This is a genomic window from Nonomuraea sp. NPDC049400 (genome assembly GCF_044466425.1).
GTDB lineage: Bacteria > Actinomycetota > Actinomycetes > Streptosporangiales > Streptosporangiaceae > Nonomuraea.
Window position 1 is genome coordinate 246431 of the sequence record NZ_JBITMP010000009.1, and the last position, 13039, is coordinate 259469.

12 protein-coding genes are annotated in these 13039 nt (G+C 70.6%); 1 reads left to right on the top strand and 11 read right to left on the bottom strand.

Translation table 11 applies throughout. The features are described 5' to 3' along the window. Window positions 1-81: 81 nt before the first annotated feature. The 4 genes from smc to ACIBVN_RS16515 form a co-directional block, all read right to left on the bottom strand. Window positions 82-3822 (bottom strand): chromosome segregation protein SMC, encoded by a 3741-nt coding sequence (gene smc, locus ACIBVN_RS16500; protein WP_397137066.1) that lies wholly within the window; start codon window positions 3820-3822, stop codon window positions 82-84. Between the two features lie 178 nt (window positions 3823-4000). After that, entirely contained in the window at window positions 4001-4195 is a 195-nt protein-coding gene (locus tag ACIBVN_RS16505; protein WP_090938435.1) for a hypothetical protein, read from the bottom strand. Between the two features lie 190 nt (window positions 4196-4385). Beyond that, window positions 4386-4673 carry an acylphosphatase gene (locus ACIBVN_RS16510; protein WP_397137068.1) on the bottom strand — a complete coding sequence of 96 codons (288 nt, stop codon included), beginning with the start codon at window positions 4671-4673 and terminating at the stop codon, window positions 4386-4388. An 11-nt stretch (window positions 4674-4684) separates the two neighbouring features. Continuing rightward, window positions 4685-5587: a LysR family transcriptional regulator gene (locus tag ACIBVN_RS16515; RefSeq protein ID WP_397137070.1), complete on the bottom strand. Its 903-nt coding sequence runs from the start codon at window positions 5585-5587 to the stop codon at window positions 4685-4687. Between the two features lie 97 nt (window positions 5588-5684). Here ACIBVN_RS16515 and ACIBVN_RS16520 point away from each other — a divergent pair, with 97 nt between their 5' ends. Next, window positions 5685-6848 carry an MFS transporter gene (locus ACIBVN_RS16520; RefSeq protein WP_397137072.1) on the top strand — a complete coding sequence of 388 codons (1164 nt, stop codon included), beginning with the start codon at window positions 5685-5687 and terminating at the stop codon, window positions 6846-6848. Here the strand turns inward: ACIBVN_RS16520 and mutM are convergent. From mutM to recG, 7 genes are all read right to left on the bottom strand, one after another. Then, window positions 6796-7641, bottom strand: a complete 846-nt coding sequence (mutM, locus tag ACIBVN_RS16525) for a bifunctional DNA-formamidopyrimidine glycosylase/DNA-(apurinic or apyrimidinic site) lyase (RefSeq protein ID WP_397137074.1) — start codon at window positions 7639-7641, stop codon at window positions 6796-6798. The two genes, ACIBVN_RS16520 and mutM, sit on opposite strands and share 53 nt — an antisense overlap. 113 nt (window positions 7642-7754) lie before the next feature. Further along, window positions 7755-8474: a ribonuclease III gene (gene rnc, locus ACIBVN_RS16530; RefSeq protein WP_397137229.1), complete on the bottom strand. Its 720-nt coding sequence runs from the start codon at window positions 8472-8474 to the stop codon at window positions 7755-7757. A 216-nt stretch (window positions 8475-8690) separates the two neighbouring features. Continuing rightward, window positions 8691-8870, bottom strand: coding sequence for a 50S ribosomal protein L32 (gene rpmF, locus ACIBVN_RS16535; protein WP_139632166.1), 180 nt, complete (start codon window positions 8868-8870; stop codon window positions 8691-8693). 1 nt (window position 8871) lies between these two features. After that, complete coding sequence (locus tag ACIBVN_RS16540) at window positions 8872-9423, bottom strand: YceD family protein (RefSeq protein WP_397137076.1); 552 nt, start codon at window positions 9421-9423, stop codon at window positions 8872-8874. Window positions 9424-9494: 71 nt separating this feature from the next. Continuing rightward, window positions 9495-9971 carry a pantetheine-phosphate adenylyltransferase gene (coaD, locus tag ACIBVN_RS16545; RefSeq protein WP_397137077.1) on the bottom strand — a complete coding sequence of 159 codons (477 nt, stop codon included), beginning with the start codon at window positions 9969-9971 and terminating at the stop codon, window positions 9495-9497. A gap of 14 nt (window positions 9972-9985) precedes the next feature. Then, complete coding sequence (gene rsmD, locus ACIBVN_RS16550; RefSeq protein ID WP_397137079.1) at window positions 9986-10552, bottom strand: 16S rRNA (guanine(966)-N(2))-methyltransferase RsmD; 567 nt, start codon at window positions 10550-10552, stop codon at window positions 9986-9988. 286 nt (window positions 10553-10838) lie between these two features. Beyond that, entirely contained in the window at window positions 10839-13010 is a 2172-nt protein-coding gene (gene recG, locus ACIBVN_RS16555; protein ID WP_397137081.1) for an ATP-dependent DNA helicase RecG, read from the bottom strand. Between the last annotated feature and the right edge of the window lie 29 nt (window positions 13011-13039).

Here is a 13039-nt window from a genome sequence, read left to right on the forward strand (position 1 = left end):
CAGTTTTCCAGATCGACCGGCATGGTCATGCCCAAGGCCACACCGATCAGCCCCAACTCACGTTTCTTCCGGGGCGGGGTGTCAGGCCGACTCGCGCTCGCGCAGCCGCTGGCTGACCACCTGGGTCACGCCGTCACCGCGCATCGAGACGCCGTAGAGCGCGTCGGCGATCTCCATCGTGCGCTTGTTGTGGGTGATGACGATCAGCTGCGAACTCTGCCGCAGCTCCTCGAACAACGTCAGCAGCCGCTGCGTGTTGGTGTCGTCGAGCGCGGCCTCGACCTCGTCCATCACGTAGAACGGCGAGGGCCGCGCCTTGAAGATGGAGACCAGGAACGCCACGGCGGTCAGCGAGCGCTCGCCGCCCGACAGCAGCGACAGCCGCTTGACCTTCTTGCCCGGCGGCCTGGCCTCGACCTCGATGCCGGTGGTCAGCATGTCGTTGGGCTCGGTCAGCACCAGCCGGCCCTCACCGCCGGGGAACACCCTGGTGAAGATCTGCTCGAACTCCCTGGCCACGTCCTCGTAGGCCGAGGCGAACATCTGCTCAACCCGGTCGTCGACCTCCTGGACCACGGTCAGCAGGTCGCGCCTGGTCTTCTTGAGGTCTTCGAGCTGCGAGTTGAGGAACGCGTGCCGCTCCTCCAGCGCCGCGAACTCCTCCAGCGCGAGCGGGTTGACCTTGCCGAGCTGGTTCATCTGCCGCTCGGCGGCCCTGGCCCGCTTCTCCTGCTCCTCGCGCACGTACGGCACGGGCGGGTCGCCGGGGACCTGGGCCTCGGGGCCGTACTCGGAGATCAGGGCCTCGACCTCGACCCCGAACTCCTCCAGCGCCCGCTGCTCCATCTGCTCCAGCCGCAGCCGCTGCTCGGTGCGGGCGACCTCGCTGCCGTGCACGCGGTTGACCAGCTTGTCCAGCTCCTGGCCGAGCTCGCGCACCCGGAGTCGGACCTGCTTGAGCTCGGCGTCGACCGCGACCCTGGCGAGGTCGGCCTCGTCGCGCTCCCTGGAGGCGAGCTGGACGGAGGATTCGAGCGCTTTGAGCACCTGCCTGGCGCCCTTGCTGACGGACTCGGCCACGGCCGCCTGCTGGCGGCGCCTGGCGCGCTGGGCGGCCGCCTGGGCGCGCTCCTGGCGCTCGCGCTGGGCGGCCCGCATGAGGCCGTCGGCGCGGCCCTCGATGCCCTTGACGCGCTCCTCGGCGGTGCGGACCTGCAGGCGGGTGTCCATCTCGCGCTGCCTCGCGGCCTCGCAGGCGCCCGCCAGGTCGTCGCGGAGGTCGGTGGTGGGCTCGGACTCCAGCTCCTGGGCGTACTCGGCCTCGGCCAGGCGGATCTCCAGCTCGGCCAGCTCCTCCTGGCCTTCGGTACGCGACTCTTCCGCTCTGGTGACACTCTTGGTGAGGCGCTCGGCCTCGTCGCGGGCGGCGTTGGCGGCGGCCTCGACCTGGGCCAGGCGCTTGGCGGCGGCGGCGTTGCGCTGGTCGGCCTCCCGCTGGCGGCCCCTGACCTGGTCGAGGGCGCCCTGCGCGGCGCTCACGCCCGCCTGGGCGGTGGTGACCGCGGTCTGGGCCTCGTTGACCTTCGCCTGGGCGGCCTCCAGCGCCGCCTGGGCCGCCTGCTCCCGCTCGATCGCCTCATCCAGCGCCTCGGCCGTCTCCTCGGCCCTGCGCTCGGCCTCCGCCAGGTCGCTGACCGCCTCGTCGAGCGCGGCCCGCACCTGGAGCACGGAGGTGCCACCCTCGGCGCCGCCGCTGGCCAGGTGGGCGCTCACCAGGTCGCCCGCCTCGGTGACCGCCCTGAGCTCGCGGTGGCGGCCGACGACCGAGCGTGCGGCGTCGAGGTCCGCCACGACCACGACGTCCTCGAGCACGTGGTCGAGGGCGGGCCGTAGGTGGTCGGGGACCGTGACGAGGTCGGCGGCCCACTGACCGCCCTCAGGAGCCGCCGTACGCGTGCGCCGGGCTGCGCCGTGTCCGTCCTCCCCGGAGGACCCTGTAGCGCTCTCCGACGTCTCGGCGTCGTCCGTGCCCGCCTCGAGCGCCACCAGGAGGGTCGCCTGGCCCGCGCCCTGGGCGCGCAGCAAATCGAGCGCCTCCACGGCCGTGTCCAGGGTCTTGACCGCGATCGCCTCGGCGACGGGACCCAGCACGGCCGCCACCGCCAGCTCGGCACCGGGCGTGACCTGCATCGAGGCCGCCAGCGGCCCCAGCACCCCGGCCAGGTCCGCCTCCAGCAGCGCCGCGCCGCCGTCGCCCTTGGCGAGCCCCAGCTCGAGGGCGTCCCGGCGGGCGACCAGGGCGGCCACGGACCGCTGCGCCTCCTGGTCGGCGGCGCGCGCGGTGACCACCCCCGACTTGGCGGCCTGCAGGGCGGCGCGCGGCGCGTCGAGGCCGGACTTGGCCTCCTCCACCGCGGTCCGCGCCTCGTCGGCGACGGCCCTGGCCTCCTCCACCAGGGCCTGCGCCGTGGCAAGCTCCTCAGCGAGCGCGGGATCGACCGCGGGCTCCTCCAGCCGCTGCGCCTCCAGGTCCTCCCTGGCCTGCCGCTCGCGTTCGGCCGCGTCGGCCACGGCCTGCTGGAGCCGCCCGATCTCCTCCTCGGCGGCCCGTGCCCGGCTCCGTACGGAATCGACCTTGCCGCGCAGCTTGGCCAGCCCCTCGCGGCGGTCGGCGGCGGCCCGGGCGGCCAGGGCGAGCCGCTGCTCCTCGGCGCTCAGCTCGGCCTCGGCCGCGGCCCGCGCCGCGACGGCCTCCTCCAGCAGCTCCTGTGCCTGCTCCAGCTCGGCCTTGAGGATCAGCTCGCGCTCGCGCACCTCGGCCGCCTCGCGTTCGAGGTCCTCGGGGTCGCGGCCGCGGCGTTCGATGGCGGCGGCGTCGAGCGCGTGGCGGTGGCGCTCGGCGGCGAGCTGCGCCAGGCCGGTGATGCGCTCGCGCAGCGACGAGAGCCGGAAGAACGTCTCCTGCGCGGCGGCCAGGCGGGGCTGCGTCTCGGCCTCGGCCGCCTCCAGCGCCGCCTCGCGCTGCTGGCCCTCGGCCAGCTCGCTCTCCACCTGGTTGCGCCTGGCCATGACGGCGGCCTCGTCGGCGGCCTCGCGCTCCAGCGTCATGCGCAGGATGCACACGTCGTCGGCCAGCAGCCGCAGCCGGGCGTCGCGGAGGTCGGCCTGGATGACGGCGGCCTTGCGGGCGATCTCCGCCTGGCGGCCCAGCGGCTTGAGCTGGCGGCGCAGCTCGGTGGCGAGGTCCTGCACGCGGGTCAGGTTGGCCTGCATGGCGTCGAGCTTGCGCAGCGCCTTTTCCTTGCGCTTGCGGTGCTTGAGCACGCCGGCGGCCTCTTCGATGAAGGCCCGCCGGTCCTCCGGCCCCGCGTGCAGCACGGCGTCGAGTTGACCCTGACCGACGATCACGTGCATCTCGCGGCCGATGCCCGAGTCGGACAGCAGCTCCTGGATGTCGAGCAGGCGGCAGGTGTCGCCGTTGATCGCGTATTCGCTCTGCCCCGACCTGAACATCAGCCGGCTGATCGTGACCTCGGTGTAGTCGATCGGCAGCGCGCCGTCGGAGTTGTCGATGGTCAGCGTCACCTCGGCGCGCCCGAGCGGCGGCCTGGAGGAGGTGCCGGCGAAGATGACGTCCTCCATCTTGCCGCCGCGCAGCGACTTGGCGCTGTGCTCGCCCATGACCCAGGCGAGGGCGTCGACGACGTTGGACTTGCCCGAGCCGTTGGGGCCGACGACGCAGGTGATGCCCGGTTCGAAACGGAGGGCGGTCGCGGAGGCGAAGGACTTGAAGCCGCGCAGGGTGAGGGTCTTCAAATACAAGCGCGACCCCCTTCTCCCTGATGCCGGACTCGGGAAAGCCTACTGGGTCCTCACTGCCCCACGTGGGCACGTACATTCTGGACCGGACCGGCCTGGGCAAAGGAAGCTTTTCGAAAGTGCGCAAATAACAAGGGACGCCTCTCCGAGACGTCCCTGGGGTCTTGCGCTCCGATCACTCTCAGGTGAGTGCCGGCTCGCGCTCTTGCATGCGGCTTAGCGCCTCATCGCGAGTTTGCGCTGCAAGAGCGTCATTCGTGGCCTGAAGTCGGATGAGTTCTGCCTCCAGATCCCGGATACGCTGCTGCAGGCGGCGCATCTCCGAGACCATTCGAGGGTCAGGACCGCCGACGTGGCCGAGTAGAGCCTTCGCCATGGTAAAGGGTCCTCCACGCTGAGTGACCAGACTGGTTCGCGCACTTCTATTCCGCGGGAGGGGTGCGCGTGGTACCTAACAAGAGTCGCACCGGCAGTGTGGGCGGTCAAGTCGAACCAACCGCTGAGCCCTACTGATGGGCACTCCCGACATACAACTATACCCTATTTGGGCGGTTTAACGGAAGCTACTAGCGCTCTACAAAACCGCCCAAACTACCTCGGGCTTCGCTCCAACGTTCTACTACTCCATCCACCCTCCCCGGCGTGTCGCAACCTCTCAGCAGCTCCAGCAGCTTGACGCACGCCTCGCGGGGGCCCTCCGCGACCACTTCCACCCGGCCGTCGGCCGTGTTGCGCGCCCAGCCCTCGAGGCCCAGCTCCAGCGCCCGCGCACGGGTCCACCAGCGGAACCCCACACCCTGGACCCTGCCCCTGACCCAGGTGGTCAATCGGGCCTTCTCGCTGTTTTCCTGCATGTCCTCTCCCGTCAGGCCACAAGGGACTCCACCCCGAGTGCGTGCCCGACCGCCGCCTCGTTGAACGCCCTGATCGCGGCGGTCTCGGCGGCCTTCACCCAGGCCAGGCCCATGACGGACGGGCGCAGCCCGATGACTGGGACGAAGCTCACATCGGGCCGTCTGTGGTGGGCCGCCGTCGGGGTGCAGAACAGCATGCCACCCCGGTTGAGCGCCACCTGGGTGAGGCCCTCCTGGCTGGTGGCCACCGTACCGGCCAGGGGGATCGGGCGTCCTGAAGGGGTCACCGAGGGTGTCACCCGCTCCCGCCAGTCCCGCGGGGCGGGGCCGCCCAGCCCGATCAGCGGCACCTGCGACAGCTCCTCCGCGGCGATGCTCGCGCGGGCGGCCAGCGGGTGGCGGATGGAGACGCCCAGCTGGTAGGGGACCTCGTTCAGCCCTTCACCGGTCATCAGGTCGGGCTCGTCCACCGGGAGCAGCGTGAACGCGAGGTCCACCTGCCCGGCCCGCAACTTGCTGAAAGGATCCGAGAGCGGTATCTCGACCAGCTCCACCTCGCACGCGGGATACCTGCGTTCGAAGGCCTGCACGCTTCCCGTGACGACCTCCGTGGGCGTGGCCAGGAAGCCCACCTTGATCGCGCCGGTCACCTCCCGGGCGGCCGCCTTGGCCCGGCTCACCGCGCTCGCCAGCCCGTCGTACGCGGGCCGCAGGTCGGCCAGGAAGCGCTCGCCGAGCGGCGTGAGGCGCACCCTGCGGCTGGTCCGCTGGAAGAGCCTGCCGCCGATCCGGGTCTCCAGCGAGCCGATGAGCTGGCTCACCCTCCCGGGCGACAGGTAGAGGCGCTCAGCCGTACGCGCGAAGTGCAGCTCCTCGCCGAGCACCACGAAGCACTCAAGCTCCCTGAACTCCATCTCCACCACCTCAGGATCGGGATCGCTTAGCCCACCTAAACCAAGCCTTCGGACTTCGCCATTGTTCCCGCCGGCAGCCGCGCCGAGGCTGAGTGGCATGACCATTACCGAAGTCTCCCCTGATACGAGGGCTCGCTGGCTGGCCGTGTCGACGGTCGCCGTGGGCACCTTCACCATCGTGACCAGCGAGATGCTGCCCGTCGGGCTACTGTCCTCGATCGCCTCCGCCCTTGGCGTGTCAGAAGGGACCGCCGGGCTGATGATGACGGCCCCCGGGCTGGTCGCCGCCGTGTCCGCGCCCGTGCTGGCCGTAACCACCCGCCGGCTCGACCGGCGTGCCATGTTGCTCGGGCTGATGGCGGTGCTGGCGGTGGCCAACCTGGTGGGCGCGTTCGCGACGAGCTATCCCGTCCTCCTGGCGGCCAGGGTGCTGACCGGGGTGAGCATCGGCGGGTTCTGGGCCTTCGCCGCCGGACTGGCGACGCGCCTGGTGCCGGAAGGGTCCGTCGGACGGGCCACGTCGATCATCTTGGGCGGTGTCTCGGTGGCGTCGGTGCTGGGCGTGCCCGCGGCGACGTTCATCTCGTCGTTCGCGGGGTGGCGGACGGCGTTCGCCGCGATGGGGGTGGTGGCGCTGGTCCTGGTCGCGGTCCTGTACGCCACGCTGCCGCCGCTGCCGGGCGAGGCCCCCGACCGGACCTCGGGATCCCGGCGGGAGTGGCTCTCGGGGCCGCTCAAGACCGTCCTGGTCCTGACCGTCCTGATCGTGTGCGGCCACTTCGCCGCCTACACCTACGTCCAGCCGTTCCTCGAGCAGGTCTCGCACGCCGGTCCCGCCCTCATCAGCATCATCCTGCTCATGTACGGCGCCGCGGGCGTGGTGGGCAACTTCACCGCCGGGGCGTGGGCCGCCAGGAACCCCAAGCCGGTCCTGATCACGAGCGCCGTCCTCATCGCGCTGGGCACGGCGGCGCTGCCCACGATCGGCCTGCCCCTGGCCGTGCTGGTGGTGTGGGGCTTCGCCTACGGGGGCGTCGGCGTGACGCTGCAGCTGTGGATCATGCGCGCGGGCGGCGGCGAGCTCGGCACGGCGCTCTTCGTCGGCGCCTTCAACGTCTCCATCGCGCTCGGCGCGCTCGCCGGCGGCAGGGTCGTGGACGGGGTCTCGCTCTCGGCCGCGATGTGGCTGGGCGCGGGGCTGGCCGTGCTCACCGCGGCCGTCGCTGGCATTTGGGGCAGGAGTACGACGACCGGTTCATGAACGGCTCGCGCCTGATCGGGGTGCCGCAGCGCGAGCAGGGCAGATCGCGCCTGCCGTACACCTCCAGGGAGCGGTCGAAGTAGCCGCTCTCGCCGTTGACGTTCACGTACAGGCTGTCGAACGAGGTGCCGCCCGCCCGCAACGCGGACGCCATGACCGTGCGCACGGCGGCCAGCAGCTCGGCGATCTTGGGACGCGTGAGCGTCTGCGTGGGCCTGGCCCAGTGGAGCCGCGCAATCCACAGGGCCTCGTCCGCGTAGATGTTGCCGACGCCGCTGATCAGCGACTGGTCGAGCAGCGCCCGCTTGATCTCGGTGTGCTTGGCCTTGAGCCTGCGCGCGAACTCGGCCTCGTCGAACACCGCCTCGAACGGGTCGGGGGCGATGTGGGAGATCGGCTCGGGCACGCCGCCGACCAGGGGCGTGACCATGACGTGGCCGAACGTCCGCTGGTCGACGAAGCGCAGGTCGGGGCCGCCGTCCTCGAAGCGGACGCGTACCCTGAGATGCTTCTCCAGCGGCGAGTCCTGGTCGACCACCAGCAGTTGGCCGCTCATCCCCAGATGGGCCATGAGCGCCTCCTCGGCGCCCGACAGCCGCAGCCACAGATACTTGCCGCGGCGCTCGGCGGAGAGCACCTCGCGGCCCTTCAGCCGCGCCGTGAACTCGTCGGCGCCGGGCAGGTGCCGCCTGATCGCGCGGGGGTGCAGCACCTCCGCCGAGGCGATCTCGCGCCCGGTGACCCATTGCGCGAGGCCGCGCCTGACGACCTCGACCTCCGGTAGCTCAGGCACCTCAGCCCCCTAAAGCTCGGGCGCCGCGAACCTCCGGCCGCCCGGACAACCGGGCCTCCAGACGCTCTGGGCAGCAACTTCATTGTCGCCTCCGGACACATCCGGACGGCCGTTCAGCTCGCGGGCTGGCTCTCGCGCTGCTCGCGCCTGGCCCTGATGCGGGTCCAGGCCGCCTCGGCCGCCTGCTGCTCGGCCTCCTTCTTGCTGCGCCCGGTGCCCGACCCGTACGACTCGCCGCCGACCCGCACCATGGCCGTGAACGACTTGGCGTGGTCGGGGCCGCTCTCCTCGACGTGGTATTCGGGCACGCCGAGCGCCTCGGAGGCGGTCAGCTCCTGCAGCGAGGTCTTCCAGTCGAGCCCCGCCCCGAGCGAGGCAGAGCGGACGATCAGCGGGTCGAACAGCAGGTGCACCACCCGGAACGCCTCGTCGAGCCCCTTGTCGACGTAGATGGCGCCGATCAGCGCCTCGAGGGTGTCGGCCAGGATGGACGACTTGTCGCGCCCGCCGGTGCCCTCCTCGCCCCTGCCGAGCCGCAGGAACCGGCCGAGGCCCAGGTTTCTGGCCACGTCGGCCAGCGCCCGCATGTTGACCACCGCGGCACGCAGCTTCGCGAGCTGGCCCTCGGGCAGGTCGGGGTGGTTGCGGTAGAGGGTGTCGGTGACCACCAGGCCCAGCACCGAGTCGCCCAGGAACTCCAGGCGCTCGTTGGTGGGCAGGCCGCCGTTCTCGTACGCGTAGGAGCGGTGGGTCAGCGCCCGCTCCAGGATGTCGGGGTCGAGCCCGACCGACAGGACCCGCTCCAGCTCGTCTCTGGCGACCTCCACGGCCACCGGCTTAGGACCTGCGCCCACGTCTTTCCTCCTCGGACATCTTTCGCATGGCGCGCGCCGGCTGCGGAAGATGCCCGAAAACGTGGTGGGCGTCGGGGTAACGCGTAGCCCCGGCGTCCACCACGGCCGCGGGCGAACCGCCGCCGTACGCATCTGAGACGGTAACGCCGACCGAGGCACAATGGCACCCGGTCGGCATCACGTCAAGCAGCGGGATCAGGCGGACGGCTCGATGACCTGACGACGGTTGTAGGTGCCGCAGGTGGGGCAAGCGATGTGCGGCTGCTTGGGGGAACGGCACTGCGGGCAGCTCACCAGGGCGACAGCAGTCGTCTTCCACTGGGAGCGACGGTGGCGGGTGTTACTCCGCGACATCTTTCGCTTCGGGACGGCCACGTCACTTCTCCTGATCGTTATCTTTGTCGGTAATCAGACCTTGCAACGACGCCCAACGGGCATCGACCTTCTCGTGCCGGTGATCGTCGCCGGCCTCGGCCAGCTTGATCCCGCACTCCGTGCAGAGCCCCTCGCAGTCCTCACTGCACACCGGGCTCAGCGGCAGTGCCAGCACCACCGCGTCGCGGAACGTCGGCTCGAGGTCGAGCAGCTCACCGTCGAGCAGTGAGTCCTCCTCCGAGGCGTCCTCGTCGGAGTAGAAGAACAGCTCCTGCAGGTCAACCTCGATGTCCGAGGCGACCGGGTCGAGGCAGCGCGCGCACTCCCCGGCGAGCGGGGCCTGCGCCGTGCCTGACACGAGCACGCCTTCCATCACTGCTTCGAGCCGGAGATCCAGCTCGACTTCGGCGTCCTTGGGGACACCGATCATGTCGACGCCGAGATCTGCCGGTGCCGGGAGGGTCAGGGTCACCTGCCGCATCGTGCCCGGCCGCTTTCCCAGATCATGAGTGGAGATCACCCACGGGGAGCGGGGGTCGAGGTGCTCAGTCATCCTGCTCTCGCTAGGCATGGCGAGATGATCGCCGTCGTACAAGGCCGAAATGAAAGGATAGCAGGTCGCGCTCAGCCCCTGAGCCGCTCGATGAGCAGCTTGTGCACAAGATCGGGTACGAGGCCCGACACGTCCCCACCATACCTGGCGATCTCCTTCACCCGGCTGGAGGACAGGAACGAGTATTCGGGATTCGTGGGCATGAAAAGCGTCTCGACGCCTGACAGCCGATAGTTGAGCTGCGCCATCTGCAGCTCGTAGTCGAAGTCGCTGACCACTCTGATGCCCTTGACGATGGCGGGGATGTCGTTCTGCCTGCAGAAATCGACCAGCAGCCCATGGAATTTCCGCACCTTGACGTTCGGAAAGTCCTTGGTCACGGTCTGCAGGATCTCGATTCGCTCGTCCACCGTGAACAGGCTGCTTTTCTCGACATTGATGAGGACTGCCACGGTCACCTCGTCATACAGGCGGGCCGAGCGGCCGATGATGTCGAGGTGGCCATTGGTGATGGGGTCGAACGACCCCGGGCAGACTACGCGGCGCAAGACGCCTCCCAGGTCTACGGGTTCCCGGCGGCGCGACCGTACCAAACGGACGCTTCGCCATAACGACGGACCCTCTCCTCAACGTAGCCTTCTGGCCACATCAGGGCCTTTCCCCTGCTTTCCCTCTCGAATGCCACCAACGCCTCAGCCACCAGCCAGCCGTTGTCCCGCAGCAGCTCCAGGACCCGCCGGACCTCGTCGTCGGACACGGCATAGGGCGGGTCGGCGAACACGATGTCGTACGGCTCCCCGGGGATCTTCCCGAGCATCCGCTCCACCTTGTCCGCGATCACCTTGGCGCCTTGGAGGCCGAGCGTCTGGACGTTCGCCTTGATCGTCCGCACGGCTCTGGGGTCGGACTCGACCAGCACGGCCTCCTTCACTCCCCTGGACAGGGCCTCCAGGCCGATCGCCCCGGATCCGGCGTACAGATCGAGCACGCGGGCGCCCTCGAGTCCGTACAGCGAGTCGAGCGTCAAGAAGATCCCTTCTCTCGCCCTGTCGCTGGTCGGCCTCGTGCCACGCCCCGGCGGCACAGCGAGCCGCCTGCCACCCGCGATGCCTGCGATGATCCGCGTCATGTGACCCATTGTTCCGCATATTCATGCAGGTCAAGAGTGGACAAGTGTCTGCCTCGAGTACGCAAGGGTGATTCACATCGGCTCGGTCGGCCCGCATGATGAGTTCTGCGGCCTTCAAGGTGACCCACATGAAGGCCGACCGGCGTGATCGTGAGCCCTTCCGCACGCCGGTTCCCTCGGCACCTGACCCGAGGGTGGGCCCAGCCGGGGACGGCATTCGGGGGGAGGCCGTCCCCGCGGCTGGGCCTTTTTTCTTTGTCGTCATTTGCGCGGCGAGTCCGCCGCGTCAGGTCTTCTCCAGATAATCAGCGCGTTCGTCGGCCAGCAGGCGGGCGATCTCGGCCCTCAGGCCCTCGTGCGAGTCCAGGTCGGGGTCCTCGGCCAGTAGCGCGGCCGCCTCGTCGCGGGCGGTGGCGATCACGTCCTCGTCCCGCAACAGCTGCAGCAGCTTCAGCGACGACCGCTTGCCCGACTGCGCCGCCCCCAGCACGTCGCCCTCCCGCCGCTGCTCCAGGTCCACGCGCGACAGCTCGAACCCGTCCAAGGTGGCGGCCACCGCGTCCAGCCGGGCGCGGGCCGGGGTGCTCTCGGGGAAGTCCGAGACCAGGAGGCACAAGCCCGGCAGCCCGCCACGGCCGACGCGGCCGCGGAGCTGGTGGAGCTGGGAGACGCCGAAGCGGTCGGCGTCCATGATGATCATGACGGAGGAGTTGGGGACGTCGACCCCCACCTCGATCACCGTGGTGGCCACCAGGACGTCCAGCTCGCCCCGCGTGAACGAGCGCATGATCGCGTCCTTCTCCTCCGGCGGGAGCTTGCCGTGCAGCGTGCCGACGCGCAGGTCGTGGAAGGGGCCGCTCTTCAGCAGCTCGGCCACGTCGAGGACGGCGAGCGGCGGGCGGCGCTCGTCGTCGCCCGCCGCCAGGTCGCCCTCGTCGCCCTCCAGGTCGCCGATGCGCGGGCACACGATGTACGCCTGGCGCCCCAGGGCCACCTCCTCCCGCACCCGCTCCCACGTGCGTTCGAGATAGTGGGGCTTCTCGGCCGCCGGGACGACGTGGGTGGAGATGGGGGCACGCCCGGCCGGGAGCTGGGACAGCGTGGAGACCTCCAGGTCGCCGAAGACCGTCATGGCGACCGTGCGCGGGATCGGGGTGGCCGTCATGACCAGGACGTGCGGCCGCCCGCCCCCCGCCTTCTCGCGCAGCGCGTCACGCTGCTCGACCCCGAACCGGTGCTGCTCGTCCACCACGACCAGCCCCAGGTCGGCGAACTGCACGTGCTCCTGCAGCAGCGCGTGCGTGCCCACGACGATCCCCGCCGTGCCCGAGGCGGCATCCAGCAGGGCCGAACGGCGGGCGGCGGCGCCCATCGAGCCGGTCAGCAGCGTGACCGCCGTGCCCCCGAACATGCCACCCTGCGCCAGATCGCCCAGCATGTTGGTGATCGAGCGATGATGCTGTTGGGCCAGCACCTCCGTGGGCGCCAGCAGCGCCGCCTGGCCGCCCGCGTCGACCACCTGGAGCATCGCCCGCAGCGCCACGACCGTCTTGCCCGCGCCGACCTCGCCCTGCAGCAGCCGGTGCATCGGGTGCTCGCGCGCGAGGTCGTCGGCGATCTCCTCGCCGACCTGCGCCTGCCCCTCCGTCAGCGAGAACGGCAACCGCGCGTCGAAGTCGGCCAGCATGCCGTCGGAACGCCTGGGCCTGGCCTTGGCGGGCAGCGCGGTGGCGGCCTGACGCCGCTGCAGCAGCACGGCCTGCAACACGAACGCCTCGTCGAACTTCAGCCGCTTACGTGCCCGCCCCACCTCGGCGAAGTCCTTCGGCCGGTGGATGGCCTCCAGCGCCTCGCCCAGATCCTGCAGCCCGTGGCGGGCGCGCAGCCCGGCGGGCAGCGGGTCGTCGAGCGGGCCGAGCGTGTCGAGCACGACGCCGACCGCGCGCCTGATCGCCCACGGCGTGAGCTCCTTGCCTGCCGGATAGATCGGCACCGGCGCCGACGCGAACTCCTCCGCGCTCGCCTCGCTCTCCTCGAACAGCTCGAACTCCGGGTGCGCGAGCTGCCAGCGCGGGTTGGTGCGCGACCCGAACAGCCCCACCTTGCCCGCGAACATGCCGCGCCGCCCCGGCTTGAGCCGCGACTCCGCCACATGGGAGCCCTTGCCGAAGAACGACAGGTAGATCTTGTTGCCGTTTCCGTCGACGACCTCGACCTCCAGCCAGGTGCCGCCGCGGTTGCGCATGGGCTTGCGCATGAGCCTGGTCACCTCGCCGACCACGGTGACGTGCTCGTCGACCTCCAGCGCGTCGAGCGAGGTCAGCTCGCCGCGCTCGGCGTAGCGCCGCGGGTAGTGGCGCAGCAGGTCGCCGACCGTCTCCAGGTCGAGCACGCTGTGCAGGAGCTTGGCGGTCTTCGGGTCGAGCGCCTTCGTCAGAGGCTCGTCGAAACGGCTCACGGCATTAAGTTCTACCGCCTCAGCCCGAC